This window comes from Caulobacter sp., from assembly GCF_035254145.1.
Taxonomy (GTDB): domain Bacteria; phylum Pseudomonadota; class Alphaproteobacteria; order Caulobacterales; family Caulobacteraceae; genus Caulobacter.
In genome coordinates, this window is sequence record NZ_DATFAV010000220.1 from 1 (window position 1) to 26,638 (window position 26,638).

At 68.6% G+C, this 26,638-nt stretch carries 27 protein-coding genes and 1 other RNA gene; 8 read left to right on the forward strand and 20 right to left on the reverse strand.

The window, feature by feature from the left end; genetic code table 11:
- Positions 1–69: 69 nt before the first annotated feature.
- From VJ655_RS13605 to VJ655_RS13620, 4 genes are all read right to left on the reverse strand, one after another.
- Positions 70–381 (reverse strand): hypothetical protein, encoded by a 312-nt coding sequence (locus tag VJ655_RS13605; RefSeq protein WP_324111918.1) that lies wholly within the window; start codon positions 379–381, stop codon positions 70–72.
- A 209-nt stretch (positions 382–590) separates the two neighbouring features.
- A complete protein-coding gene (murG, locus tag VJ655_RS13610) occupies positions 591–1,676 on the reverse strand; it encodes an undecaprenyldiphospho-muramoylpentapeptide beta-N-acetylglucosaminyltransferase (RefSeq protein WP_324111920.1) in 1,086 nt (361 codons plus the stop codon).
- 1 nt (position 1,677) lies between these two features.
- Positions 1,678–2,850, reverse strand: coding sequence for a putative lipid II flippase FtsW (ftsW, locus tag VJ655_RS13615; protein WP_324111923.1), 1,173 nt, complete (start codon positions 2,848–2,850; stop codon positions 1,678–1,680).
- Between the two features lie 99 nt (positions 2,851–2,949).
- On the reverse strand, positions 2,950–3,177 hold the full coding sequence (locus VJ655_RS13620; protein ID WP_324111925.1) for a hypothetical protein: 228 nt from the start codon (positions 3,175–3,177) through the stop codon (positions 2,950–2,952).
- Positions 3,178–3,483: 306 nt separating this feature from the next.
- On the opposite strand from VJ655_RS13620, the gene VJ655_RS13625 reads away from it, so the two are divergent.
- From VJ655_RS13625 to VJ655_RS13640, 4 genes are all read left to right on the forward strand, one after another.
- Complete coding sequence (locus VJ655_RS13625) at positions 3,484–3,693, forward strand: cold-shock protein (RefSeq protein WP_324111927.1); 210 nt, start codon at positions 3,484–3,486, stop codon at positions 3,691–3,693.
- A gap of 84 nt (positions 3,694–3,777) precedes the next feature.
- Positions 3,778–4,137, forward strand: a complete 360-nt coding sequence (locus VJ655_RS13630) for a DUF6481 family protein (RefSeq protein ID WP_324111929.1) — start codon at positions 3,778–3,780, stop codon at positions 4,135–4,137.
- Between the two features lie 4 nt (positions 4,138–4,141).
- Positions 4,142–4,273: a hypothetical protein gene (locus VJ655_RS13635; RefSeq protein WP_324111931.1), complete on the forward strand. Its 132-nt coding sequence runs from the start codon at positions 4,142–4,144 to the stop codon at positions 4,271–4,273.
- A 187-nt stretch (positions 4,274–4,460) separates the two neighbouring features.
- Positions 4,461–5,477, forward strand: a complete 1,017-nt coding sequence (locus tag VJ655_RS13640; RefSeq protein ID WP_324111933.1) for a sensor histidine kinase — start codon at positions 4,461–4,463, stop codon at positions 5,475–5,477.
- 15 nt (positions 5,478–5,492) lie between these two features.
- Here the strand turns inward: VJ655_RS13640 and VJ655_RS13645 are convergent, their stop codons facing one another.
- The 13 genes from VJ655_RS13645 to VJ655_RS13705 form a co-directional block, all read right to left on the reverse strand.
- A complete protein-coding gene (locus VJ655_RS13645; protein ID WP_324111935.1) occupies positions 5,493–7,343 on the reverse strand; it encodes a chloride channel protein in 1,851 nt (616 codons plus the stop codon).
- 7 nt (positions 7,344–7,350) lie between these two features.
- Entirely contained in the window at positions 7,351–8,763 is a 1,413-nt protein-coding gene (murD, locus tag VJ655_RS13650; protein ID WP_324111937.1) for a UDP-N-acetylmuramoyl-L-alanine--D-glutamate ligase, read from the reverse strand.
- Between the two features lie 15 nt (positions 8,764–8,778).
- Positions 8,779–9,891 (reverse strand): phospho-N-acetylmuramoyl-pentapeptide-transferase, encoded by a 1,113-nt coding sequence (mraY, locus tag VJ655_RS13655; protein ID WP_324111939.1) that lies wholly within the window; start codon positions 9,889–9,891, stop codon positions 8,779–8,781.
- Positions 9,891–11,279, reverse strand: a complete 1,389-nt coding sequence (locus VJ655_RS13660; protein WP_324111941.1) for a UDP-N-acetylmuramoyl-tripeptide--D-alanyl-D-alanine ligase — start codon at positions 11,277–11,279, stop codon at positions 9,891–9,893. Before VJ655_RS13660 ends, mraY begins: the two co-directional genes overlap by 1 nt.
- Positions 11,272–12,732 carry a UDP-N-acetylmuramoyl-L-alanyl-D-glutamate--2,6-diaminopimelate ligase gene (locus tag VJ655_RS13665; protein WP_324111942.1) on the reverse strand — a complete coding sequence of 487 codons (1,461 nt, stop codon included), beginning with the start codon at positions 12,730–12,732 and terminating at the stop codon, positions 11,272–11,274. Before VJ655_RS13665 ends, VJ655_RS13660 begins: the two co-directional genes overlap by 8 nt.
- Positions 12,729–14,498, reverse strand: a complete 1,770-nt coding sequence (locus VJ655_RS13670) for a penicillin-binding protein 2 (protein ID WP_324111944.1) — start codon at positions 14,496–14,498, stop codon at positions 12,729–12,731. Before VJ655_RS13670 ends, VJ655_RS13665 begins: the two co-directional genes overlap by 4 nt.
- A complete protein-coding gene (gene ftsL / locus VJ655_RS13675; RefSeq protein WP_324111946.1) occupies positions 14,495–14,953 on the reverse strand; it encodes a cell division protein FtsL in 459 nt (152 codons plus the stop codon). The genes VJ655_RS13670 and ftsL overlap by 4 nt, the downstream gene beginning before the upstream one ends.
- On the reverse strand, positions 14,950–15,885 hold the full coding sequence (gene rsmH, locus VJ655_RS13680; RefSeq protein ID WP_324111947.1) for a 16S rRNA (cytosine(1402)-N(4))-methyltransferase RsmH: 936 nt from the start codon (positions 15,883–15,885) through the stop codon (positions 14,950–14,952). Before rsmH ends, ftsL begins: the two co-directional genes overlap by 4 nt.
- Positions 15,882–16,349 carry a division/cell wall cluster transcriptional repressor MraZ gene (locus VJ655_RS13685; protein ID WP_324111949.1) on the reverse strand — a complete coding sequence of 156 codons (468 nt, stop codon included), beginning with the start codon at positions 16,347–16,349 and terminating at the stop codon, positions 15,882–15,884. The genes rsmH and VJ655_RS13685 overlap by 4 nt, the downstream gene beginning before the upstream one ends.
- A gap of 398 nt (positions 16,350–16,747) precedes the next feature.
- An RNA gene (gene rnpB, locus VJ655_RS13690) (RNase P RNA component class A) lies at positions 16,748–17,128 on the reverse strand.
- Between the two features lie 106 nt (positions 17,129–17,234).
- Positions 17,235–17,834, reverse strand: coding sequence for an FMN-binding negative transcriptional regulator (locus VJ655_RS13695; protein ID WP_324111950.1), 600 nt, complete (start codon positions 17,832–17,834; stop codon positions 17,235–17,237).
- Complete coding sequence (locus VJ655_RS13700; protein ID WP_324111952.1) at positions 17,834–18,562, reverse strand: N-acetylmuramoyl-L-alanine amidase; 729 nt, start codon at positions 18,560–18,562, stop codon at positions 17,834–17,836. Before VJ655_RS13700 ends, VJ655_RS13695 begins: the two co-directional genes overlap by 1 nt.
- Positions 18,559–19,452, reverse strand: coding sequence for a DMT family transporter (locus VJ655_RS13705; protein ID WP_324111954.1), 894 nt, complete (start codon positions 19,450–19,452; stop codon positions 18,559–18,561). Before VJ655_RS13705 ends, VJ655_RS13700 begins: the two co-directional genes overlap by 4 nt.
- Before the next feature lie 181 nt (positions 19,453–19,633).
- On the opposite strand from VJ655_RS13705, the gene VJ655_RS13710 reads away from it, so the two are divergent.
- The gene (locus VJ655_RS13710) at positions 19,634–21,109 is read left to right on the forward strand and encodes an NAD(P)/FAD-dependent oxidoreductase (RefSeq protein ID WP_324111956.1); all 1,476 of its coding nucleotides are present in this window, start codon (positions 19,634–19,636) and stop codon (positions 21,107–21,109) included.
- 214 nt (positions 21,110–21,323) lie between these two features.
- Positions 21,324–22,244: an oxygenase MpaB family protein gene (locus tag VJ655_RS13715; protein ID WP_324111958.1), complete on the forward strand. Its 921-nt coding sequence runs from the start codon at positions 21,324–21,326 to the stop codon at positions 22,242–22,244.
- Between the two features lie 132 nt (positions 22,245–22,376).
- Here VJ655_RS13715 and VJ655_RS13725 read toward each other — a convergent pair whose 3' ends face one another.
- Both VJ655_RS13725 and VJ655_RS13730 read right to left on the reverse strand, forming a co-directional pair.
- The gene (locus VJ655_RS13725; RefSeq protein ID WP_324111960.1) at positions 22,377–23,024 is read right to left on the reverse strand and encodes a DUF3052 domain-containing protein; all 648 of its coding nucleotides are present in this window, start codon (positions 23,022–23,024) and stop codon (positions 22,377–22,379) included.
- A gap of 2 nt (positions 23,025–23,026) precedes the next feature.
- Positions 23,027–23,830, reverse strand: coding sequence for a crotonase/enoyl-CoA hydratase family protein (locus VJ655_RS13730; protein ID WP_324111962.1), 804 nt, complete (start codon positions 23,828–23,830; stop codon positions 23,027–23,029).
- 181 nt (positions 23,831–24,011) lie between these two features.
- On the opposite strand from VJ655_RS13730, the gene VJ655_RS13735 reads away from it, so the two are divergent.
- Positions 24,012–24,374 (forward strand): response regulator, encoded by a 363-nt coding sequence (locus tag VJ655_RS13735; protein ID WP_324111964.1) that lies wholly within the window; start codon positions 24,012–24,014, stop codon positions 24,372–24,374.
- Between the two features lie 51 nt (positions 24,375–24,425).
- Positions 24,426–25,040: a pyridoxamine 5'-phosphate oxidase family protein gene (locus VJ655_RS13740; RefSeq protein WP_324111966.1), complete on the forward strand. Its 615-nt coding sequence runs from the start codon at positions 24,426–24,428 to the stop codon at positions 25,038–25,040.
- A 9-nt stretch (positions 25,041–25,049) separates the two neighbouring features.
- Here the strand turns inward: VJ655_RS13740 and VJ655_RS13745 are convergent.
- The coding region (locus tag VJ655_RS13745; protein ID WP_324111968.1) for a cation:proton antiporter at positions 25,050–26,638 on the reverse strand (1,589 nt) is incomplete at its 5' end.

Consider the following 26,638-nt stretch of genomic DNA (forward strand, 5'->3'; position numbering starts at 1 on the left):
GCCCAGAACGAAAAAAGCCTCCGCCGGCGGTCCCGGCGGAGGCTTTTTGTCTTGCGACGTAAGTGAGACTTACGCGCCGCCCGGGAAGCGGAACGGGACCTTCACGGTGCCGGTCTTGGCGCCCATCGGGAGCTTTTCGGCGATGCACATGGCCGCCTTGTCGAAGCCCTTGCCGGCGGCGCTGTTGTCGACAACCTTGCAGTCCGAGAGCTTGCCGGCGTCGGCGGTGCACTCGAGCATCACCTGCGCGGCGTCACGGGTGTTGGCGAACTGCTGCAGGCAGCGGCCCATCTGGTCTTCGAAGCCGCCAGCGGCCGAAGCGGCTTGAGCGACGAAGAAGCTGCCCGCGAGACCCGCGGCGATCGCGATCGAGAATTTCATGAAGCGCCATCCCTTTTTGGCGGACTGATCTGAGGCGCGCTTTGTCGCAGGGATGGGCTAACGAACGACCAAGGTTCGCGGTTAATCATCCCTGAATATGATTAATGACGCGACGCGGTCCGCCGACCGCGCTTTCGTCGCATCCGCATCCGAGCATGGCTTGGCCGATCGCGCAAGATCGGGGCGAACCCAGGTCTGGCGGACGCGCCTCAGCGCGCCGTCCGCTCCACCAGATCCGCCAGGGCCTCGGCGGCGTCGGGCCTGGCCACCGAGCGCGCGCCCGCCGCCATGCGTCCGAGACGCTCGGGGTCCTTGAGCAGGGCGTTCAAGGCGCCGGCCATGGCGTCGACAGTCAGCTCGTCCTCGAGACAGACCGCCGCCCCGCCGGCCTCTTCCAGCAGCTTGGCGTTGAAGCGCTGGTGATCGTCGGCCGCGATCTTCAGCGGCACCAGGATCGAGGGCCGGCCGGCCACGGCCAGCTCGGTGCAGGTCGAGGCGCCGGAGCGGCCGATCACCAGGTGCGACTGGCGCAGATAGCCGGCCATGTCGCGGAAGAAGGGCGCGACCTCGCAGTCGACCATGGCGTTGCGATAGGTCTTGCGCGCCTGCTCCATGCTCTCGGCGCGGGCCTGCTGGAAGACCTTCAGGCGGCTGCGGAGATCCTCGGGCAGCTTGGCGACGGCCTCGGGGATCAGTTCCGAAAGCAGGCGCGCGCCCTGGCTGCCGCCGGTCACCAGGATGCGCAGCTGCACTTCCGGCGCGATATAGGGCACGTCGTAGAGCGCGCGCACGGCCGGACGAACCGGATTGCCGACCACGTGCGCCCGGGCCTTCACGCCCGGCTTGGCCATCTCCAACGTGGGGAAGGCGCAGGCGACCTCGTCGACCCTGGGCGCCAGGAAGCGGTTCACCCGCCCCAGGACCGCGTTCTGCTCATGGATGACCGTCGGACGCTTCTGGCTGAGCGCGCCCAGCAAGGCCGGCAAGGCGGGATAACCGCCAAAGCCGACCACGACCGCCGGGTCCAGGCGCTTGAAGGCCGCCCGGGCCTCCATCACGCCCTGCAGAACCACGAAGCCGGCGCGGACCATGCCCAGCGGGTCGTTGGCCTTGGCGGTGGCGGCCGACAGGGCCAGGCGCTCCTCCGCCGGGAACTTGTCGGCGTACAGCGCGCCGCGATCGTCGGTGGCCAGCACGATGCGCCAGCCGCGCGCGGCCAGGACCTCGGCCAGCGCCTGGGCGGGGAACATGTGGCCGCCGGTTCCTCCGGCGGCGACGACAGCCAGCTTGCTCATGTCAGGCGAAGACGCCCTGGGGGGCGAACTCGCCCGTCACGCCGTACGCGCCGGGACGCTTACGCACCAAGGCCAGGGCCATGCCCAGCGTCAAACCCATCGCGAGCATCGAAGAGCCCCCGTAACTGATGAACGGGAGCGTCATGCCCTTGGTCGGGATCATGTTCAAGTTCACCGCGATGTTAATGATGGCCTGCTGGCCCACCAGAACGAAAAGGCCGGCCGCCGCGACCTGCTCGAACGGGTCGTTCAGCTTCATGGCCTTGTAGAGTCCGCGCACCACCACGAACGCGAAGATCGCGATCAGGGCCCAGGAAAACACCAGACCGTATTCCTCGGCGGCGACCGAATAGATGAAGTCGGTGTGCAGGTCGGGCACGTGGCGCTTCATCACGCCCTCGCCCGGGCCGCGCCCGAACAGGCCGCCGGCCCGGATCGCCTCGGCGGCGCGGGTGATCTGGTGGGTGTCGGCCTGGTCGGGGCTGAGGAACTTCTGCACCCGGGCGTGCACGTGGTCGAACAGGAAGTAGGTCGAGCAGAGGCCCGCGATGGCCACGCCGCCTAGGCCCATGATCCACGAGATCGGTACGCCGGCCATCCAGAAAGCCGCGCCGAACGCCACCGTGATCAGCACCGTCTGACCGACGTCCGGCTGCACCAGCAAGAGGGCCACGGCGATGAAATAGAGCAGGAAGGCGATGGAGACGCCCGGCACCCCCTCGCCCTTCTGGCCTTCGGCGAACATCCACGAGACCAGCACGATCAGGGCCGGCTTCATGAACTCGGAAGGTTGCAGGGTGAAGCCGCCGAACTGCAGCCAGCGCGTGGCGCCCTTGGCGTTGTGGCCGATGAACGGCAAGGCGATCATGATGGCGATCGCCACGATGTAGATGAAGAACGCCGACCGCCGCACGCCCTGGGGCGACAGCATCGACACGCCCAGCATCAGCACCGTCGAGGCGCTGGCGAAGAAGCACATGCGGATGGCGAAGTGGAACTGGTCGTCGATGCCGATCCGCTGGGCCGCCGCCGGGCTGGAGGCGAACGACAGCAGCATGCCCAAAGTCACCAGCAGCGCGGTCGCGCCCAGCAGCCAGCGGTCCGTCGTCCACCACCACAGGCCGATCGCGGTGCGGTCGGTGCGGGCGAAGGCGTGTGTCGCGTTAGGGGCCATGGCGCGGAGAGTCGGACGGCAGGGTTAATCAAATCTTGCTTGACCAGTCCAAGATCGTGGACTGGCGGCGAAAAGCGCGTACGCGCCCCCTGCTCAGCGTCAGCGAAGCTCGAAATAGGCCGTGTCGCCGCCGTCGGTATGGGCCACCACCGCGATGTTCAGCGCCACGCCATCATCCAGCGTCAGGCGGCATTCCCCCGCCCGGAAGGCCTCCCTCATGAACTCCGGTTCGCCCGTGAGACTGCCCTTGCCCGTCTTGCGCCCGCCGAGGCCGCCCGTGAGCAGGATGGAGAAAGCCACCGCTTCTTCGCCGCGGGTGATTTTCAAGGCGCCGGTTCCGGTTCGAGGCGCCTTCTGAGACTTGATCATCGCCATTAAAGGCGCAGCTTCATTTTAGAAAACATGCCTTACGATATAGGAAAAAGGTCCGGTCGGTAAAATTATATTCAAAATAAACCTTGCTCAACCGCCGTTATCGGCATAGGTTATATTTCGTCGAATATCGAACTGGTTCGGTCGCTCTCCATGCTTGCTCTTCGGATCGAGCCCCCGAGCCCACCCAAATCCTCTCCGAAAATTTGATCGCATGGCCCGTTGCGGGCTGCGCGTCCATGTAATGCAAGGAATACACCCATGACGACCGGCACCGTGAAGTGGTTCAACTCCACCAAGGGCTTTGGCTTCATTCAACCCAACGACGGCGGCGCTGACGTCTTCGTGCACATCACCGCCGTCGAACGGTCGGGCCTCGGCTCGCTCGACGAAGGCCAGAAGGTTTCGTACGAACTCGAACGCGACCAGCGCAGCGGCAAGATGTCCGCCGGCCAGCTTCAAGCCGCCTAAAGGCTTCGCCGGCCCGGGTCCCGGGCCGGCGATCCCCCCTCCCCATCTCCCCGTTCGCGCGAGCGACCGGATACGAAAGCGACCATGAATCCATCTCAAGACATCGGTCATGCCGAGCGCCTGAAGACCGCCGCCGGCGCCAAGGCCGCCCTGCTGGCCAAGTTCAAGCCGAGAGCCGCCCAGATCGATCCGCGGTTCGCGGAACGCGAGGCGATGCGCGCCGCCGAACTGGCGCAGGTGCGCAAGGACCGATCGGTCGCCAAGGCCGCGATCCGGCAAGCCGCCGCCGACGCCGCTCAGGCGATCGTCGACGCGGAAGCCGCCCTCGCCGCCGAGGCTCTGACCGCCAAGCGCGGTGAGCGCAAGGAACGCAAGGCGCTGTCCGCCGCGGAGGCCAAGGCCAAGCGCGACGCCCGCTACGCCGCGCGTAAGGCGCGGGCCTAGCCCCATGGTCCGTAAGCCCAACTACGACTTCGAGCGCAAGGAGCGCGAACGCCAGAAGGCGGCCAAGGCCGCCGAGAAGGCCGCCGCCAAGCGCCCCACGCCTCGCGACGAAGATCCGTCGGCGGAAAACGGCTAGAGCACTCTCCGATAAGTGTGAAACGGTTATCGGGGCGAGGAATACTCTAAACTTTTGGATTGGAGCCTGGCCCAAGCCAGGCGGCGTCCGCCCGTCGATCGAAGACGCGCCCGTGCATTAAACAGTACGGCGCCGCTTGAATTCCATCACAGCCCAGTAATCATGCGCGCCGTGACAGGGGCGTACCGTGGCTGACGACGGATCTGACAGGGCGATTCTTGAGGGCGCCGGCGCTTATTTTCTGAGCGTGATCGAAGCCAGTCAGGACTGCATACGCGTGATCAGCGCCGATGGTCACGTGGAATACATGAACGCCCAGGGCCAATCACTGTTCGAGATCGACGATTTCGACGGGCGGAACCGTCACCGGTACTGGCCGGATCTTTGGCCCGAAGACAGCCGCGCCACCGTGGAGCAGGCGTTGCACGCGGCGATGGCGGGCCAGGCCGTGGCGTTCCGGGCCTCTTGCCCGACGGCCAAGGGCGACCCGCGCTGGTGGGAGACCACCGTGTCCCCCATCCTCGAAGACGGGCGGGTCATCCGCGTGCTGGCCACCTCGCGCGACGTCACCGGCGAACGGCTGGCCGAAAGCCATCGCCAGCTTCTGATCAACGAGCTGAACCACCGGGTGAAGAACACCCTGGCCACGGTGCAGTCGATCACCAAGCAGTCTCTGCGTAACGCCGACGTCGACAGCGCCGTGCGCGATGCGCTGGAAGGCCGGCTGATGGCGATCGCCGCGACCCACAACGTATTGACCGATCAGAACTGGTCGGCGGCCAGCCTGCGGCAGATCGTCGACGGCTCGGTGACGCCCTATCGGTCCGATCCGGCGCAGCTGAGCATTTCCGGCGCGGACCTGAAGGTCTCGCCCAAGACCGCCGTCGTCATGGCCCTGGCGTTCCACGAATTGGCGATCAACGCGCTGAAGTACGGAGCTCTTTCGGCGCCGGCCGGCCACGTCGACATCCGATGGTCGATCGCCGCGGACAACCAGCTGCATATCGAATGGCGCGAGCGTGGCGGTCCGGCCGTGCGCCCGCCCGAGCGGCGCGGCTTTGGCACGCGCATCGTGGAGACGGCGCTGCCCAGCGAACTGGGCGGAACGGTTTCGGTCGACTACCAGGCCGAGGGCCTATGCTGCTCCATCCGCTCGCCCCTGGCGGCGCTGAACAGGGTCGACGCCTTCATGCCGCTGGGGTGAACGCGGGCCAGCCGATCAGGCCGTATCCCCCGTCAGCTCGCGCCGCGCCTTTTCGAGCTCTTCGGCGTAGCGGCGGGTCACGTGCGCCTCGGTGATCAGCCCGATCACCTCGCCGCCCTCGTCGACCACGGCCAGTTCGTCGGCGCCGGTCTCGTCGAAGGCGGTCATGATCGCCTTGATCGACAGCCCCGGCGTCAGCGCCAGACTGGCGTGGGCGGCCAGGGAGGCCACCGGCGCCTCGCGCTCGGGCGGTTCGGCATAGACCGCCGCGGTGGCGACGATGCCGGCGTAGCGGCCGGTCTCGTCGGTCAGGACCGCGCGCTTTGTGGAACCCAGCGGGAAGCGGCGGCGAAACTCCGCCAGGCTGGTCGCGGCCGGAACCGTCTTGACGTCCCCCCGCATCATCTTGCCCGCCGTCAGATTGCGCATCCAGCTGACGTCATGGGCGCTGCGAATGGTCTCGCCGCGCAGGTGCAGCCGCCAGGTCGAGAACGAATAGCCGAAGGTTTCGCGCACCACGGCGCTGGCGATCAGCGAGGCGGCCAGGGTTGCGGCGGTGATCGTGAAGTCGCCCGTCGCTTCCAGCACCAGGAACGACATGGTGAAGGGTCCGCCGACGATGGCCACGCCCAGCGCGCCCATGCCGACCAGAGAGGCGGCGATCGGGTCCAGACGCCCCGCTCCGGCGACCAGGTTCACGACGTCCGAGAACGACTGGCCCATCAGCGCGCCCAGGAACAGGGCCGCGAAGAACAGACCGCCTCGGAAACCGAAGCTCAGCGAGACGATCGACGCCGCCGACTTCATCAGGATCAGCAGCAGCAGCATCTTGAGCGACAGGTCGCCGTTGAGATCGAGGTGCAAGGCGCCATGGCCGCCGGATAGGGTCTGGGGCGTCACCATGGCTAGAGCCGCCAGCGCCATCCCGCCGATCGCCGGCCGCGTCCAGCGGGTCGGCGCGGCCTTGGCGACCCAGCGGTCGGCGACCGCCACGGCCCGCATCAGCGCCACGCCGAACAGGGCCGCGACCAGACCCAGCAAGCCGTAGAGCAGGTAGTCGGTCCAGGACGAGATGGCGAGCACCGAGGTCTTGATCAGATAGGGCGTCGAGCCCAGCGCCTTGGCCACCAGCACGCCCGCCAGCGCCGCCGCAGCGACCGGCGCGATGTTGGCCACGGTGTAGGCGCCGATGACGATCTCGAACGCGTAGAAGGCGCCGGTCAGCGGCGCGCCGAACGCGGCGGCGATCGCCGCCCCCGCCCCGGCGCCGACCAGAATCCGCAGGTCGCCCCGCCGCAGGTTCAGGGCCTGGCCAACCCACGAGGCCGCCGCCCCGCCCGCCTGGGCGTAGGCCGCCTCCAGCCCGACCGAGGCCCCGCAGCCGTTCGAGATCAGGGTCTGGCCGCAGATGAAAGCGCTGTCGCGGACCGACAGCCGTCCGCCATGCAGGGCGTTGGCCTCGACCGGGTCGACGGCGGGATTGGGTCGGAACCGCAGCACCACCGCCGTGAACACGCCCAGCAGCAGGCCGCCCAGGGGAATAGCCAGCAGTCGCCAGGGTTGGATGACCGCCTGGGCCGACAGGCGCTCGTCGGGATCGAAGCCGAAGAGGCGGACCTGGGTTCCGTGCGCGACCTTGGCCTGTAACACCGCCAGGGCGCCGGCGGCGAGGCCGACCACGGTGGCCACGGCGATCAGCCACAGCTCGGACGAACGGGTGCGGCGACGCAGCCAAGCCAGCCAAGGCAGGGCCTGACGGCGGGCGTCGCGGAAGGCGGCGCGTTCGGTCAGCGATGTGCGAAGCACCTGGCGCCAGGGGTGGGACGCGGCGGGATCGGGCTTGTTCGTCTCCGCCGGCTTGGTCATCGCGGCCCTAGGCGACCGCCGCCTTGCCGCCGCCGACCAGGCCGTTCACCGCCGCGCGGAAGGCCTCGCCACGGGCTTCGAAATCGCTGAACTGGTCGAACGAGGCGCAGGCTGGCGAGAGCAGGACGATGGCGTCCTCCCCGCTGGCGGCGGCGTCGGCATAGGCCTGCTGGACCGCGCGCGCCAAAGTCCCGCTCATCGCCACCTCGGCCTTGCCGGCCAGGGTCCAGGAGAAGGGTTCGGCCGCCTCACCGATCAGATAGGCCTTGGCGATGCGCGGGAAGAGGTCCTTCAGGTCATCGATCCCGCCGGCCTTGGCCACGCCGCCGGCGATCCAGTAGAACTTCGGATAGGACGACATCGCCTGGCGGGCGGCGTCGGCGTTGGTGGCCTTGCTGTCGTTGACGAAGCGGACCTTGCCGATCTTGCCGACCGTCTCCATCCGGTGCGCCAGGCCGGGGAAGGTCATCAGCCCGTCCACGGCGTCCTGCATCGGGATGCCGATGGCCCTCGCGGCGGCGTAGGCGGCGGCGGCGTTCTGCCAGTTGTGGCGGCCGGGCAGGCTGCGGGCGCGCAGCAGATCGGCGACCTCGACCACGCGCTCGCCGGTGGCGTCATAGAGCACGCCCTGCAGGGCGTAGACGCCCCGCCCCATCGCCTTGCCGGCGCTGATCGGCCAGATGGTGCGGCGGTTGGCGGCCGTGATCTCTGTGCAGATCTGCTGGCACCAGGGATCGTCGACCCCGATGATCGCGGTGTCGCCCTTGCCCTGGTTCAGGAAGATCCGGCGCTTGGCGGCGATGTAGCCGTCCATGCCGCCATGACGGTCCAGATGGTCGGGCGAGATGTTCAGCAGCACCACCGCGTCGGGCTTCAGGCTCGACGTCAGGTCCAGCTGATAGGACGACAGCTCCAGCACGTAGACCGCGCCGCCGTGCATATCTTCGAGACCCAGCACGCCCTGGCCGATATTGCCGCCGACGCGCGTGTCACGACCGGCCGAAGCGCACAGGTGGCCGATCAGAGCGGTGGTCGTCGATTTCCCGTTGGTGCCGGTGACGGCGATGATCTTGGGCCGCTTGTGGACCGGCGCGGCGTTGACCGTACGGGCGAAGAGTTCGATGTCGCCCAGGATCTCGACGCCCGCGGCCTTGGCCTTCTGGACGGTCCAGTGCGGCTTGGGATGGGTCAGCGGCACGCCCGGCGATAGCATCAGCGCCGCGAACTGGCGCCAGTCGGCGGTCTCCAGATCCACGACCGGGAAGCCCTCGGCGGCCGCCGCCTCGCGGCTGGCGACCTTCTCGTCCCACAGGGCGACCTTCGCCCCACCCGCGATCAAGGCGCGCGCCGCCGTCAGGCCGGTGCGGCCCAGGCCGAACACCGCGACGGTCTTGTCCTCGAAACCACGGACCGGGATCATCGGGCTCGCCTCCCCTTACCGCAGCTTCAGGGTGGCGAGGCCGACGAAGGCCAGGATCATCGACACGATCCAGAAGCGGATCACGACGGTGGACTCAGGCCAGCCCAGCTTCTCGAAATGGTGGTGGATCGGCGCCATCAGGAAGACGCGCTTGCCGGTCTTCTTGAAGTAGGCGACCTGGATCATGACGGAGAGCGCCTCGGCCACGAACAGGCCGCCGACGATGCCCAGGACGAGCTCGTGCTTGGCGCAGACGGCGATGGCGCCCAGCGCGCCGCCCAGGGCCAGCGAACCGGTGTCGCCCATGAAGATCTTGGCCGGCGGGGCGTTGTACCAGAGGAAGCCCATGCCCCCGCCGATGATCGCGCCGCACAGCACCGCCAGCTCGCCGACGCCCGGCGCGAAGTGCAGGTTCAGATAGTCGGCGAACTTGTAGTTGCCCACCAGGTAGGCGATCAGGCCAAAGGTCGAGGCGGCGAACATCACCGGCACGATGGCCAGGCCGTCCAGGCCGTCGGTCAGGTTCACGGCGTTGGAGAAGCCGGCGATCGTGACCGCGGCGAAGGCCACGTAGAACCAGCCCAGATCGATCACCAGCGCCTTGAAGATCGGGAAGACCACGCTGGTCTCCATGCCCGGCGTCATCGGCGACTTCGGCGCGAACAGGATCAGGATCACGGTGGCGGCGATGGCGACGATGAACTGGGCGATCAGCTTCTGGACGCTGGAGAGGCCGGCCGTGGTCTGCTTGGTGACCTTGGCGTAGTCGTCCATGAAGCCCAGCACGCCGTAGCTACCGGTGACCAGCAGCACGACCCAGACGTGGATGTTGCGCAGGTCGGCCCACAGCAGGGCGCCGACGAACAGGCCGGCCAGGATCATGAAGCCGCCCATGGTGGGCGTGCCGGCCTTTTCGGTGACGTGGCGGGCGATGCCGTCGGTGCGGATCGGCTGACCCTTGCCCTGCTTGGTCTTCATCCAGCGGATGAAGCGCGAGCCCATCGCCACGGCGACGATATAGGCGGTCAGCATGGCCATGCCCGACCGGAAGGTCAGGTATTTCAAGAGGTTCAGGGCCGGGACGTGCTCTTGCGTGCGCGCCAGCCATTCGTACAGGAAGTACAGCATCAGTCCTGTTCCCCAAGGTCGAGCGCGGCCAGGGCGCCGGCGAGAACGCCGGCCCTGGAGCCGTTCGACCCCTTCACCATCACCACGTCGCCAGGCCGGATCGCCCCCGCCAGAATCGCCGTTAACTTTTCGGTAACTTCCGCGTAGCCGCCTCGCCGAGTCGGCGGAAGCGCCTCCCACAGCGATTTCATGTGGACGCCCGCGAGAAAAACCGTGTCAACGTTTGCACGCTCGATCGGGCCCGCAAGCTCGGCGTGAAAGCGGTCGGAACTCTCGCCAAGTTCGAGCATGTCGGTCAGCACGACGATCCGGCGTCCGGCGATCTTGCGCGCGCCCAGCGTCTTCAGCGCCGCCTGCATGGAGACGGGATTGGCGTTGTAGCTCTCGTCCACCAGGGTGAAGGCGCCGCCGTCGATGCGGATGGTTTTCTCCGCCCCGCGTCCCTCGATCGGCGCGAAGGCGGCCAGGGCGGCCAGCGCGGTCTCGCGCGGCACGTCCAGGGCCTCCAGCATCAGGAGAACGCACAGGCTGTTGGGGCCCCAGTGGACGCCGGTCTGGCGGATCGGAAAGCTCAGGACCTCGCCGCGCAAGTCGACGGAAACGGTCGCCCCCTCGCCTTCCGCTGAAAAGCCTATCAGGCGCGCCGTCGCGCCGACGGCCTCGCCGAAGCTCCATACGGTCGCACCGGCCTTCTCGGCCTCGCCCTTCAGGACGTCGAACCAGCGATTGTCGGCGTTCAGCACGGCGATCCCGCCGGGCTGCAGGCCGGCGAAGATCTCGGCCTTGGCCCGGGCCACGCCAGCTTCCCCGTCGGGGAAGTTCTCAAGGTGCACCGGCCCCACCGTGGTGATCGCCACCGCGTGCGGCTTCACGAAGCCCGACAACGGGGTGATCTCATCGGCGTGGTTCATGCCGATCTCGAACACGGCGCGCTCGGTGTCGCGCGGCATTCGCGCCAGGGTCAGCGGCACGCCGATATGATTGTTGTAGCTCTTGACCGAGGCATGGGCCTTGCCCGCCAGGCGCAGGCCGGCCTCGACCGCGCGGGTGACGCTGGTCTTGCCGACCGAGCCGGTCACCGCCCCGCGCTTGCACCGCGGCGCGCGCTCGCGGGCGGCGACGCCCAAGGCTTCCAGGGCCTTGAAGGTGTCGGCGACCATCACCGCCGGCGCATCGACGGGCTTGGCGGCCAGGACGCCGGTCGCGCCGTTGGCCACGGCCTGGCCAACGAAGTCGTGACCGTCGCGCGCGCCGACCAGCGGCACGAACAGGTCGCCCGCCTCCACCGATCGGGTGTCGATCGAGACCCCGTTCACGACGAAGTCGCCAGCGACCTTGCCGCCAGTGGCGTCAGCGATTTCCTGGGCGGTCCAGAGCACGTCAGGCATCGACGCCCTCCAGCGCTTCCAGCGTCACGGCCACGTCGTCGAACGGATGCACGACGCCCGCGACGATCTGGCCCTGCTCGTGGCCCTTGCCGGCGATGACCAGCACGTCGCCCTCGCCCATCAGCTGCACGGCGGCGCGGATCGCGGCGCGGCGGTCGCCGATCTCGCGGGCGCCGGGCGCGGCTTCCAGGATGGCGGCGCGGATCGAGGCGGGATCCTCCGAGCGCGGATTGTCGTCGGTGACGATGGCGATGTCGGCCAGGCGCGCGGCGATGGCGCCCATCAGCGGCCGCTTGCCGCGATCACGGTCGCCGCCCGCGCCGAACACGGCGATCAGCTTGCCGCGCGTGTGCGGCCGCAGAGCTTCGAGCACGGTCTCCAGGCCGTCCGGGGTGTGGGCGTAGTCGACATAGGCCTCGCCGCCCTTGGGACCGCGCCCGACGCGCTGCAGGCGGCCGGCCGCGCCCTCCAGGCTCTCCAGCGCCTTCAGCACCTTGGCGACGTCCTCGCCGGCGGCGACGCACAGGCCAGCGGCGACCAGCACGTTCGAGGCCTGGAAGGCGCCGGCCAGCGGCAGGCGGATGTCGTAGGTTTCGTCGCCCGCCTCCACCAGCAGGCGCTGGCCTTCCGGCGTCGGGGTGCGCGAGACCAGGCGCAGGCCCTGGCCGTCCTCGCCGACCGAGAAGACGCTCTGGCCCGAGGTCACGGCCGCGGCGGCGAAGTTCGGGAACGCCTCGCTGTCGGCGTTCAGCACCGCCGTCGCGCCATTGGGCGTCAGGGTGTCGAACAGCCGCAGCTTGGCGGCGCGATAGGCCTCCATCGAGCCGTGATAGTCGAGGTGGTCCTGAGTGAAGTTGGTGAAGCCGGCCGCATGCAGCTTGACGCCGTCGACGCGGCGCTGGTCGACGCCGTGCGAGCTGGCTTCGAGAGCGAGATGGGTGACGCCCATCTCGGCCAGGCGCGCGACCATCTCGGCCACATCGCCGGCGTCCGGCGTGGTCAGGCCGGGCGGGGTCAGCTGCCGGTCGGGCTTGCCGGCCTCGCTGACCACGACGCCCAGGGTGCCCATGCTGGCGGCCTTGTGGCCCAGCTTGGCGAAGATCTGGCGGCAGAAGCCCGCGACCGAGGTCTTGCCGTTGGTGCCGGTGACGGCCACGCACATGGCCGGCTGCTTGGCCCAGAAGGCGGCCGAGGCCAGGGCGTAGGCGCGGCGAGCATCCTCCGAACGCACCACCGGAACGCCCAGCCCTTCCAGCCCGCCCTCGGGGGCGAGGATGGCGGCGGCGCCCTTGGACACCGCGCCCGGCGCGAAGTCGCGGCCGTCGACCTTGGTCCCCGGCAGGGCGGCGAACAGCCAGCCGGCCGTGACCTTGCGGCTGTCGGCCGTGACGCCGGCGATCATCGGATCATGAGCGAAGGGACGGTTGAACAGCTCGGACAGATGTCTGGTCATAGCCCCGGCTCCGGTGCGGCGGTCTTCGGTTCGCCGGCGATGGTCACCAGCTCGGTCTTGCGTTGCACGCCCAGGAACGGCGCGATGCGTTCGATCACCTTGCCGGCCGCCGGCGCCCCGACCCAGCCGCCGGTCGAGAAGCCGAACGACTTGGCCGTGCCATGCGGCTCGTCCATCAGGATCAGAACGAAGTAGCGGTCGGCCTCCAGCGGGCCGTCCGTCGGGAACACCGCCGCGAACGACGACACCTGGCGCTGGTGATTATAGCCCCGGATCGTCGGGTCGTACTTCTCGCCGGTGCCGGTCTTGCCGCCGACCGACAGGCCCGGCACGTCGGCCTTGCCGCCACTGCCGCCCTCGCCCGGAACGACATTGGCGCGCATGATCTTCAGCATCTCGGCCGAGGTGTTCTCCGAGATCACCCGCACGCCCTCCGGACGGACGCCCGGCGCCAGCTTGCGGATGGTCAGGGGGCGCATCTCCCCGCCATTCAGCAGGGTGTTCATCGCCTGGGCCAGGGCCAGGGGACTGACGTTCATGCCGTGACCGAACGAGGTGGAGGCCACCGCGTCCATGTCCCACTTGCGCGGCGTCAGCGGACGGGCCGACTCCATCAACTCGACCTTGGCCGGCTTGGTCAGGCCCAGCGCGGTGAAGTAGTGCGACAGACGCTCGCCGCCGATCCGCTCGGCCAGCATGGCCGTGCCGATGTTCGACGAGTGCTTGAAGACCTCGACCAGGGTCAGGATCGCCTTGGCGGCGTGGTAGTCGTGAATGGTGCGGTAGCCCAGCTTGTAGGGCTCGCGCGCGTCGAAGGTCGAGGCGGGCGTCGCCACGCCGGTGTCCAGGCCGATGGCCACCGTGAACGCCTTGAAAGTCGAGCCCATCTCATAGACCGAGGCGGCCGCGCGGTTCAGGCGCTGGTCGTCGGTGGCGTCGCCGGCCTTGTTGGCGTCGTAGTCCGGCAGGCTGGCCAGGCCCAGGATCTCGCCGGTATGGACGTTGGTCACCAGGCCCACGGCGCCCTTGGGCGTGAACTCGGCGGCGGCCTTGCGCAGCTCGTCCTCGAGCGCGGCCTGGACGCGGATGTCGATCGACAGCTGGGTGGGGCCGCCTTCCCCGCCAGCGGCCTTGCGGATCGGATCGTCCAGGGCGCGCTCGGCGCCGGCCAGGCCCTTGCCGCCGCTGTCGACGAAGCCGACCAGGTGCGCGGCCGTCGGGCCCAGCGGATACATCCGCCGCTCCTGCTCCTCGAACGAGACGCCCGGCAGGCCGAGATTGAAGATCGCGTCCTTCTCGTCGGGCGTCAGCCCGCCCAGCACGAACGCGCGGTGATCGCCGAACACGGCCTTGTCCAGGCGCTTGGCCGGAACCTGCGGCAGGGCCTTGCCCAGGGCGACGCGGGTTTCCTTGGCGTCCCAGATCTCGCGCGGGTCGATGTAGAGCGCGTAGTGGGCCAGGTCGACGGCCAGCAGCTGGCCGTTGCGATCGACCAGATCGCCGCGCGCGCCGTCCGCGCCCTGGGCGTAGCCGACGCCACGGCCGGCGTTCGAGAAGATCGCCGCCCAGCCCGCGCCCAGCGCCACGCCGACGAAGCACAGGCCAAAGAACACCATGACCAGGAAGATGCGGATGCGGGTGTCGTCCTGGGGCTTGGCCGCCGCGCGCGAGCGCTCGAAGGCGTGCTCCAGGCGCCAGACGCGCTCGATCAGCCACCGCCAGGCCGCGGGCTGGAAGCCGTTCGGGCCGAGATTGGAGAGGCTCATCGCACGCCTCCCGCCGGCGATTGCGCCGGAGCCGCGGGTGGCGGCGGCGGAACGTCGTCCGGAAGCGCCTCGGGACCATCGGCGGCCAGGGCGTCGGCGGCCACCGGCTCGGCCGTGACCGGCGCGCGCGGCAGTTCGCGACGGCGCGCGACGTCGATCAGGGCGTCCTCGGCAATCTCATGGTCGGCCGCGATGGGCTGCAGCTGCATCATCTGCGCCAGCTGCTCGATGCGGCGCGGCTGCTCCAGATGGGCGACCTCGGCCTCGAGCAGGCGCTTGCGGACGCCCTCCTGCTCTATCTCCTGCTCGATGCGGCCGATCTCCTGGCGCTCGCTGCCGGCGAAGGTCTTGGCCAGATAGACGCTGGTGACCAGGCTCAAAAGGATGCCCAGGCCCACGACCTCGACGACGCGAAAGCCCCGCACCCGGCGATTGAAGACGTCCGCGACGCTCATGCCGCGGCCTCCCACACCGGCGCTTGCGTGCGGACGGCGGCGCGCAGCTTCGACGAGCGGGCGCGGGGATTGACGGCCAGCTCGGCCTCGCCCGGGGCGATGGCCTTGTTGGAGATCAGCTGGAAGCTGGGCGCGGCGCCCACCTCCACCGGCGGCGCGTGACGCGAGCCGCCCGGCGTCCTACCGGCCCGCTCGGCCAGGAACGCCTTGACGATGCGGTCCTCCAGCGAATGGAAGGTGACGACGACCAGCCGGCCGCCCGGTTTCAGCACGCGCTCGGCGGCGGCGAGACCGGCCTCCAGCTCGGCCAGTTCGTCATTGACCGCGATGCGCAGCCCCTGGAACGAGCGGGTGGCCGGATGGACCTTGGCGCCCTTGCGGCCGCCGACGGCGCGCTCGATCACCTCGGCCAGGTCCAGCGTGCGCTCGAACGGCTTTTCTTCACGACGCCGGACGATGAAGCTGGCGATGCGGCGCGAGGCGTGCTCCTCGCCATAGACGTAGAGGATCCGGGCCAGCTCGACCTGATCCAGCGTGTTGACGAGGTCGGCGGCGGTCGGGCCGGTGTTTCCCATCCGCATGTCCAGCGGACCGTCGCGCATGAAGGAAAAGCCGCGCTCGGCCTGGTCCAGCTGCATGGACGACACGCCAAGGTCCAGCATCACGCCGTCGACGCTTTCCGGCCCCAGCTCGTCCAGCATGTCGGAGAAACGGGCCTGAACCAGGCGGAAACGGTCGGCGGGCAGGCCGTCGGTGAACTTCGCGACGCTGGGATCGCGGTCGAAGGCGACCACGCTGGCGCCCGTGGCCAGCACCGCGCGGGTATAGCCGCCCGCGCCGAAGGTGCCGTCCACGACGATGTCGCCTGGACCCGCGCCCAGGGCTTCGACGACCTCGTCGAGCAGCACCGAGACGTGTGGCGCGGCGCTCACGACACGACCCCCAGCTTGGCGGCGCGCTGCTGGGCGCGCAGGGCGGCCAGACCTTCGCGCGCGAGATCGCGCTGCGCCGCGCGATGGGCCTGGAAGGCCTCGCGGGACCAGATCTGAAAACGCTCACCCATACCGACGACGGCCACCCAATCCGTGAGGCCGCACATTTCGCACAGCTGATCGGGAAGCGTAATGCGACCAGCTGTATCAAACGACAGTTTGGCCATGCCGCCGAGCACGCTGGTTTCCAGGGCCGAGCGGATCGGATCGCCGAAGGGCAGCTCCTCGATCACCGCCGAGTAACGGTCGAACAGGGCCTTGCCGCCGGCCTCCAGGCAGTCGGCCTCGATGGAGGGGAAGCAGAAGATCCCGTCGAACATGCCGGAGACGGCCGCGCGGAATTCCTGCGGCACAACAATGCGCCGCTTGCTGTCGAGCTGTTTCTCGAAGGTCGAGAGAAACACTGAAGCCGAACCCCGCCAGATCCACGTCGGTCGGCGACCCGCCACATCGCCCCGACGCCAATTGGGTTAACATGGGATGAATTGGGATACAATGACACCAAAACCCCTTTCATCGAGATTTCAAAGGTGTCGCACCGGCGCTCCACTGGACGCGCCAGTTAATCAACAGAACATACACGGAACTGTTCAGTGAACAGCGTGCGCCGTGTCAGTTGAGGCCATTGGGAGTGGGAGAAGAGATGCTCCCCCGCGATGCGGGGGGAGCCGTCGCGGAGCGACTGAGGGGGCAAGCTGGACGTGCTCCGCGCGCGCCTCCTCCGGCCCGGAGTTTATCCTCGGGCGCGCGCTCCGCGCGACCCGTGGGGCCACCTCCCCCGCCTTGCGGGGGAGGATCAAAGGGGACCAGATGATCTGTAAGCCGGGTTCTGTTCCGCCTCCGAAGAGACGGCGACGATCATTCCTCTAGGCCGGCCATTGCTGGACGGCTCTCGCGACCTACCCGGACCCTCTCAGCCAGTGACGGCCTATCCGACGCGAGGTCGGCGCGGGGTCCCTATTCGGTCTTGCTCCAGGCGGGGCTTGCCATGCCGTCCCTGTCGCCAGGTCCGCGGTGGGCTCTTACCCCACCCTTTCACCCTTCCCGCCCCGTAGGGAGGAGGTTTGCTTTCTGTGGCGCTATCCCTGGGATCGCTCCCGGTGGGCGTTACCCACCGCCTTGTCACCGTGGAGCCCGGACTTTCCTCGGCGTCCGAAGACGACGCGACCGCCCGACCATCTGGCCCGGGACGGTGTTTGAAGGGGGCGGGTTGAAACGTCAACTTTCAAGTTGAATCAATATCCTCGTCATCCCGGATAACGCCTCCGGCGTTTCCGGGATGACGAGAACTAGAGCTTCCGCATCACCATCGCGATCGGGTGCTTTCCCAGCCCCTTCACCGCGCCCAGCCGATCGGCCTCGCCCTTGTTCTGCGAGAGCTTGAAGGTCCCCTCCAGCCGTTCGACGAACAGGCGGCCTCCCATGATCCCGCGCAGCAGGGCCTCGAACTTGCCGGCCTTCATCTTGTCGCGGGTCCAAGGCTTCTTGGGGAGGAGGCGCGCCTCCTCCTGCGCCGACAGGTCGTCCAGCAGGGCGATCAGCTCGGCCTCGTTCAGCGGCGCGACCGAGCCCTCGGCTTCGACGGACTGGTAGTTCCAGGTCGGCACCTGGTCGGCGCTCTCGTACCAGTCGGGGCTGATATAGGCGTCGAGACCGGTCGCCAGGACCACCGCCCGGAAGCCTTGCGTCAGGTGCGGCGTCAGGACGTTGCCGCGCGACAGGTGGAAGTCGAGGGCGATCTCGCCGTCCAGCTCGCGGATCACGATGGGCGACTGAGCCACCATCGGCCGACCGTCGACGCTGGCGGCGATGGTCACGAACGGATGCGCCCGCAGGAAGTCGAGCAGAACCGCGCGGTCCTCGACGTGAAAGGCGTTGGCCGGATGCATCAGTCCGCCGCCGCGCGCAGCAAGCCGACCAGCCGCGCCCGCGTCTCGCCATCGGCGATGCCGTCGAAGCGGCTCTGCAGCCAGTGGCGCTGGAAGGCCGAGACCACGGTGGTGGTCCATTCGTCGTACTTGCCGGTCGGCGCGCAGTCGAAGCCCAGGCGCGTCAGGCCCGCCTGCAAGGCGAAGACGCCGGTCCCCTCCTCGCCCTGGCCCAGCGGCGCGCCCGGCGACGGGGCCGGCTCGATCCAGAGGCCGTGGCCGCTTTCGGCCAGGCGCTTCCAGGGGAAGAGCTCGCCGGGGTCGACCTTGCGACCGGGGGCGATGTCGGAATGGCCCAGGATGCGGCTGTCGGGGATCATCCAGCGCGAGCGCACGTCGGCCAGCAGGTTGATCACCGCGGCGATCTGGGCCTCGGGGAACGGGCGGTAGCCGAACTCGTGGCCGGGATTGACGATCTCGACGCCGATCGAGGCCGAGTTGATGTCCTTGACGCCCTTCCAGAACGCCGCGCCGGCATGCCAGGCCCGGCGCTCCTCGGCGACCAGCCGGAAGACGCGGCCGTCCTCCTCGACCATGTAGTGGGCGCTGACCTTGGCCTCCGGATCGCGCAAACGCTCGAGCGCGCCCTCGCCCGTCTCCATGCCGGTGTAGTGCAGCACGATGGTGTCGGGGACGGCCTTGCGGGCGTCGAAGTTGGGCGACGGCGCTTCGACGATGTTCAGGCTCATTGGACGCGGTTCCGGATCGACATCAGCAGCGGCATGACCTGATTCCGCCGAAGCGCGATGATCAGAACGCCGAGCAGCGCCAGGGCCGCGCCGATCGCCATGCGGACATCGAAATGGTCGTGGGTGACGACCACGCCCATGCCGATCGTGAACAGGGGCGTCATCAAGGTCAGCGGCGCGATCAGATTGGCTTCGTAGCGCTGGATCAGGCCGTAATAGGCCGTATGGGCCAGGACCGAAACCACCAGGGCCGAAAACAGCACCGCGGCGATGAACGGCCAGCCCGCCTGGAAGCCCGCCGCCACCTGCCCCGGCTCGATGACCGCGCTCATCGCCGCCAGCGGCCAGAAGGACGAAAAGCCCACCCAGGCCTGGAACTGCAGGGGCTTCACCCCTTCGATCTGCTTCATCATCACCGCGCCCAGCGACCCGGTGAAGGCCGCCGCGACGATCAGCCAGAGGCCCGCCGACAGCTCCAGGCCATGCGGGCTCCACATGACGACCACCGCGCCGAGCAAGGTGAGCGCGATGCCGAAACCGCGCCGCCAGCGTATCGTCTCGCCCAGGATCAGCACCGACAGCAGGGTCGTGAACGGCACCCCCAGCTGGATCACCACCGAGGCGGCCGACGGCGAAGCGGTCTTGAAGCCCATGAACAGCAGCGCGAAGTTGCCGCCGCCCATCAGCAGGCCGACCAGCACCATCCGCCAGGTCGGCCGGGGCGCGGGCAGCAGCCACGGCAGGGTCAAGACCGCGACCACCGCGAAGCGGACGGCGGCGTAGTACAGCGGCGGCACGCCCCAATGGGCGACGACCAGCTTGGATAGGATGTTGCTGCTGGCCCAGACCAGACAGACCAGGACCAGGACGCCGAAGTCGCGAAGAGACATGAAGTGATCCGATAGGCCGCGGTTGACGTTCGGTCAAAACGGTCGTTTGTTGGTGAACACTGTTCATATACCGCGACGCCGGGTCAACCGGCGCGTGGTCAGAGTTTGGCTCAAACGGGCGCGGCTCTGAATTCAACGATTGAGCGCGCGCGAAGCCCGCTCGGGGGAAACGAGAAACGCCATGGACCATGTCGACGTACTGATCGTGGGCGCCGGGCTTTCGGGGATCGGCGCGGCCTATCACCTGAGAAAGCACTGCCCGGGAAAGACCTTCGCGATCCTGGAGGGACGCGAGTCGATCGGCGGCACCTGGGACCTGTTCCGTTATCCCGGCATCCGCTCGGACAGCGACATGTACACCCTGGGCTACGCCTTCAAGCCGTGGAAGGCGGCCAAGGCCATCGCCGACGGCCCGTCGATCCTGTCCTACGTGCGCGAGACCGCGACCGAGAACGACATCGATCGCCACATCCGCTTCAATCACAAGGTCAAGCGCGCCAGCTGGTCCACCGAGACCGCCACCTGGACCGTCGAGGCCGAGCACGACGGCCAGATCGTCAAGTTCAGCTGCGGCTTCCTCTACATGTGCTCGGGCTACTATCGCTATTCGGCCGGCTATACGCCCGACTTCGCCGGGACCGAACGCTTCAAGGGCCGCATCGTCCATCCGCAGCACTGGCCCAAGGACCTGGACTACGCCGGCAAGAAGGTCGTGGTGATCGGCAGCGGCGCCACCGCCGTGACCCTGGTGCCGGAGATGGCTAAGACGGCCGCGCACGTCGTGATGCTGCAGCGCTCGCCGACCTATGTGGTCTCGCGCCCGGCCGAGGACAGGCTGGCCAACTGGCTGAGGTCCAAGCTGCCGGCCATGACAGCCTATGGCGTCACCCGCTGGAAGAACGTCCTGCTTCAGATGCTGTTCTTCAACCTGGCCCGGAAGAAGCCGGAGAAGACCAAGGAGCAGCTGCTGACCCTGGTGCGCGAGCACCTGGGTCCCGACTACGACGTCGCGACCCATTTCACGCCCCGCTACAATCCGTGGGACCAACGCCTTTGCCTGGTGCCCGACGCCGACCTGTTCGACTCGATCAAGGCCGGAACCAGCTCGGTCGTCACCGACCAGATCGACACCTTCACCGAGGACGGGATCCTGCTGAAGTCGGGCAAGACGCTGGAGGCCGACGTCATCGTCACCGCCACCGGCCTGCAGCTGCAGCTGCTCGGCGGCATGGAGGTCGTGGTCGACGGCGTGGTGGCCGACCTGTCCAAGTCGATGAGCTACAAGGGCATGATGTTCAGCGACGTGCCGAACATGGCCTCGGCCTTCGGCTACACCAACGCCAGCTGGACTCTGAAGGCGGACCTGACCAGCGAATATGTCTGCCGGCTGCTGAACCACATGGACCGCACAGGCGCCGACTACGGCGTGGCGCGGATCGACGATCCGAACATGGATTTCGTCCCGTGGCTGGACTTCTCGTCCGGCTACGTCACCCGCTCGATCGGCCAGTTCCCCCGGCAGGGCGTCAAGAAGCCCTGGAAGGTGCACCAGAACTACGCCCTGGACCTGATGGCGCTGCGCTTCGGCAAGCTTGAGGACGGGGTGATGACCTTCGGCCGCAAGACGGCGGTGATCAAAACCAAGGAAGCCGCCTGAAGACACCGCCTCCCTAGGCCTTGTGCCTAGGGCCCAGCGTTCCGCTCGCTCCGAGCATGACGATGAACGCCGAGTCTGGCGGCGCCATGGGTCCTCGCCACGGGGGCGAGGAAGGCGAGTTTGTGTGGGATTGCGCGGAGGTTTCCCTATCGAATTTGATAGGTTGCTGTCGAAAGCCCCGACTCCGACCTTTCTTCGTGAGCGGAGAAAGACCATGAACGCACCCCAATCGTACCTGGGTTGGAAGATCGACTACGCCAACCCGCCGGGCGAGCCCGCCTATCTGGATCCGGGCTCGGTTCATTGGCGCGTCTACAAGAACCCGATCGCCCTGGCGGTCGGGGGCGTGGCGGCCGTGCTGCTGGAGTTCGCCGACGCGCGCATCCGTTCGGGCGTCTGGGACCATTCGACCTACAAGGCCGACCCGATCGGGCGCTCCAAGCGGACCGGCATCGCGGCGATGGTCGGGGTCTATGGCCCGCAAGCCGCCGCGCGACGGGTGATCCAGGGCGTCACCAACATGCACGCGCGCGTCGTGGGCGACACGCCCAGGGGCGAGGCCTACAAGGCCCTGGACGTCGAACTGCTGGACTGGGTCAGCGCCACGGCCGCCTATGGCTTCCTCAACGCCTACGACCGCTTCGTCGCCCCGCTTGGCGAGGCCGAGAAGACCCGCTTCTATGCCGAGGCCCACCCGATCGCGCGGCTATACGGCGTGAAGTATTCGCCCACCTCCCAGGCCGACTTCCTGGCCATGATGAACAAGCTGGCGCCGCGCTTCGAGCCCCATCCGATCGTCGAGGAATTCCTGGGGATCATCCAGTCGGGCCAGGCCGCGCCGAACGCGCCGAGGTTCCTGCACAAGGCCCTGGCGCGCGCGGCGGTGTCGCTCTTGCCGCCGATCGCGCGCGAGAAACTGGCCCTGGGACGCGAGTACGACCTGACGCCGCTCGACGTCCTGGCGCTGAAGGCCGCCGGCAGGCTGGCCGACAGGATCGCCCTGCGAGGCTCGCCGCCTTGCCAGGCCAGCCTTCGCCTGGGCCTGCCCTACGACTTCCTCTATCGGAGCCAGGCCGAGCAGAAGCGGCTGCTGGCGGCGCGGGCGACTGGCGAACCAGCCTCAGCCGCAACCTAATTCTCTCGTCATCCCGGCCGCAACGAAGCGGAGAGCCTGGACCCAGAGGCCGACGCAGCGCGGCCGCCCTGGTCCCGGCCTGGATCCCGGACAGCCTCCGCGAGGATTCCGGGATGACGACGATTGAGAGTCTTAGTCCTCGTCGAACGCTTCATCCTCGTCCGCAACTGGCTTGGCCTCGACTTTCGACGCCTTCCGCTTCACGAACCGCAGGGCCGTATGGCTCCGCGAGAACGCGCACACCTTGGTGTCCACGAAGCCCAGCCCGCGCACGGCCTCCAGGATCTCGGCGTCCTTCAGCGGCGCGCCTTTGCCCTTCTGGGCCACGATCCAGACCGCGCCCTTGGGGGCCAGGGCGCCTTCCCAATCCTCCAGCCGGTCGAAGTCGGCCAGATCCTCGGCGGCCAGGAACAGCAGGTCGATCCCCTCCTCGGCCTCGGCCAGCTCGACGCGGGTTTCCAGCTCGGCCAGGAACTCGGCGTCCTCGACCCCGTCGACCACCACCGTCATGCCGGGCTTGACGCCCAGCTTGTCCAGCCGCGAGGGCGGGTTCTGGATGGCGTGGAGCCATTTGTCGGCCTGGCCCGGATCAAGGGTGAACCGCGTGCCATCGCTCAGCACAAGATCGTCGCCCTCGGTGCGCAGGCCGCGCAGGGCGTGGCCCTGATAGATGCCGCGATAGGCGCCGCGGAAGATCAGCTTGGGCGGCTCCCACAGCAGCTTGCCCTCGCTCTCGCCGTCGGACAGCTGGCCCCAGACGCCGCTGGCTTCCTTGCCCATGGTCAGGCGCCCTTGAACACGGGCGCGCGCTTTTCGAGGATCGCGTCGACGCCTTCCATGTGATCCTCGGTGTGGTGGGCGATGGCCTGGGCCGCGGCGCTCATCTCCATCAGGGTGTCGTAGCTGGCGGTCTGGCCGTGCTTGAGCAGGCTCTTGGCCATGCGCAGGGCGTGCGGCGGCTGCTGGGCGATGCGGTTCGCCAGGGCCAGGGCCTCGTCCATCAGGCTCTCGGCGGGCACGGCTTTGCTGATCAGGCCCCACTCGGCGGCCTTGGCCGCGTCGATGACGTCGCCGGTGAACAAGAGCTCGGCCGCGCGGCTCATGCCGATCGTGCGCGGCATCAGCCAGGCGCCGCCGTCGCCCGGGATCAAACCGAGCTTCAGGAAGGTCACGCCGAACCGCGCCGTATCGGCCGCGATGCGGATGTCGGTCATGCAGGCCACGTCACAACCCAGACCGATCGCCGCGCCGTTCACGGCGGCGATCGAGGGGACTTCCAGGCCGTAGATGGCCCGCACCACGCGGTGGATGTTCTTGCGATAACCGTCGCGGATCGCCACGCCGTTGCCGCCGAACGCGCCCTCGCGGGCCTTCATCGCCTTGACGTCGCCGCCGGCCGAGAAGGCCTTGCCCGCGCCGGTCAGGACCACGCAGCGGATCTCAGGGTCGTCGTTGATCGCCTCGCAGGCGGCCGCCACCTGGTCGCCGTCGCCCGGCGCGCCGAGGGCGTTCATCGCCTCCGGACGGTTCAGGGTCAGGATCGCGACGTGGCCGCGCTTCTCGGTCAGGATCAAGGGCTGGGACATGGACGAAGGCGCTCCTGCGGGTTTTTGCTTGTTTGCCCTTCCATAGCGCGGTTTGTCCCGCCGTGCAGCCGAACCGGCGCCACTCAACCCATCCGACTGCGGCGATCACGAAAACGCGACTGGCGCGCGAGGGCCGGGCGACATTGAAATGAATTCTGGGACGCGACAGAAGGCGACGGCGATGACCGTGCACGCACAGGCCCGACATGTGCTGATCATCGAGGACGAGATCCTCGTCGCGTTCGAAGTCGAAGCCCTCCTGGCCGAGCAGGGCTTCACCAGTTTCGACATCGCCGACAGCCCCGCCGACGCCCTGGCCCTGGCGGTGGCCCATCCGCCGGACCTGATCACCGCCGACTATCGCATCGTCGGCGGCACCGGGGTCGAGGCCGTCGAGGCGATCCAGCGCAAGCTGGGCCACATCCCGGTCGTCTACGTCACCGGCAACGCCGACCAGCTGAAGGGGCGCTTCAAGCCCATCGTCGACAAGCCGATCTCGCCGCGCCACCTGGCCGAGGCCTGCGCCCGCGCCTTCGCCGCCTGATTGCCTTCCTCCCCCGCGCCCGCCTACAAGCAAGGCCGACGGGAGGACGCGATGCACGAGATCACGACCCTTGAGTCGCTGGAGGCGCTCTATCAGCCCGCGCCGGTCCCGGCCTCGACCGTCAAGGTCGCCGACCACATCACCCCTCACTACGCGGCGCTGATCCAGGCCTCGCCGTTCCTGGCCCTGGCCACAGTCGGCCCCGAAGGCCTGGACTGCAGCCCGCGCGGCGACCTGCCCGGCTTCGTTCGCATCGCCGATCCCAAGACCCTGATGCTGCCCGACCGTCGCGGCAACAACCGCATCGACAGCCTGCGCAACATCGTCCGCGACCCGCGCGTGGCGCTGCTGTTCCTGATCCCGGGCTCGGGCACGACCTTTCGCGTCAACGGCCGCGCCGTGCTGAGCGCCGACCCCGAACTGCTGGAGAGCTTCGCGGTCGACGGCAAGCGGCCGCGCACCGTCATGATCGTCACGGTCGAGGAGGCCTATTTCCAGTGCGCCCGGGCGATCGTGCGCTCGGGCCTCTGGAAGGCCGAAAGCCAGGTTCAGCCGAGCGCCCTGCCGACGCCAGGCGCCATGCTGGCCGCCGTCACCGCCGGCGAGGTCGGCGGGGAGGCCTATGACAGCGCATGGCCGGACCGCGCGGCGAAGACGATGTGGTGAGGCAAGCGATCAGCTTTCCTCGATCTGGCGCTCGTCCTCGCGGCTGATCGAGATCTCCTCGAAGTCCAGCTCCTCCTGCAGGACCAGGAAGGCGTCGGCGCTGACGGCCCCGTCGCCGCGCAGTTCCTCCAGCCGAACCCGTTGGCGGCGCAGCGCCTTGAGGCCCACGCGGCGGCGCGCCTCGAGAGGGCCGGTGGCTGACGCCGAACCACTGGGCGCCGATCTACTGAGCACGGCGGCGAAGCGGTAGCGCCAATGATCGACGGCTTCGCCGGCCTTGCCGTCCAGCGCCGCCAGCGCCGCGTCCGCCAGATCCGCGCGCAGCCGGACCAGCTCGTCCGTCAGCCCGTCCTCGCGATCCAGGCCCAGCAGGCGGATCAACGGCGCCAGGGTAAGCCCCTGGAACACCAGGGTCGCCAGCACCACGGCGAAGGCCGTCAGCACCAGGAGATCCCGCTGCGGAAAGTCTCCGGGCAAGGCGAAGGCCGTGGCCAGGGTGACCAGGCCCCGCATGCCGCACCAGCCGACCAGCACGCCGTTGCGCAGGCTGATCGACGGATAGCCGCCGCGCAGGCTGGGGAAACTCTGGGCCAGCCGAAGATACAGCAGCACCCAGACCATGCGCACGACGATCAGGCAGACGACCACGGCCGAGGCGAAGCCCATCGCCTCGACCAGCCGATCGCCATCCATGCCCGCGACGATGGTCCGGGCCTGCAGCCCCATCAGCAGGAAGGCCACGACGTTCAGCAGGAACACCGCCGAGGTCCAGACCGCGAAGCTGTGGATCCGCATGCGAGGCGGCGTGCGCAAGGCCGCCGTGCGGGCGACGGTCATGGCGAACGCCACCAGGCACAGCACGGGCGACACGCCCAGTCGCTCGGCGATCATCCAGGATCCGAAAGCGGTGACGAACTCGAACAGATTGCCGCCCAGGGTTCCGGTCACCAGCGGGTTCAACACGCGCAACACCTGGGCGATGACGATCCCCAGGATCACGCCGCCCGGCGCCGCCAGACCCAGCTTAAGGGCCAGGGCCTGATCGATGCCGCCCTGGGCCTGGAAAGCCAGGGCGGCCGAGAACAGCAAAAGCGCCGAGGCGTCGTTCAGCAGGCTCTCGCCCTTCAGCACCGCGATCGAACCTCGCGGCATGCGCACGCTGCTGAGCACGGCCGTGGCGGCGGCCGCATCCGGCGGGGCGACGATCGCGCCCAGGGCGACGGCCGCGGCGATCGGCAGGCCCGCCATCGCCACCCCCAACCAGGCGACCGCGCCGGCGCTCAGCAGCACCGCCACCACCACCAGGGCGAACAGCGGTCGCCACAGCCGCCGCACCTCGCCGATCGGAAAGTCGAAGGCCGCGTCGACCAGCGCCGGCGCCAGGAACAGGGCCAGGGCCGTGTGTGGCTCGATCGAGATCGTGGGCGCGCCTGGCGCCAGGGCCAGGCAGACCCCGGCCGCCGCCAGCATCGTCGGATACGGCGCCTTGATGCGGCGCGAGATCTGCAGCAGCAGGACCGCGACCGCCACCAGGACGAGAAGGCTCTCGAAGAAGCTCACGGGATCTCCTTGGCGATGCGCAAGCTTAGGATGCAACG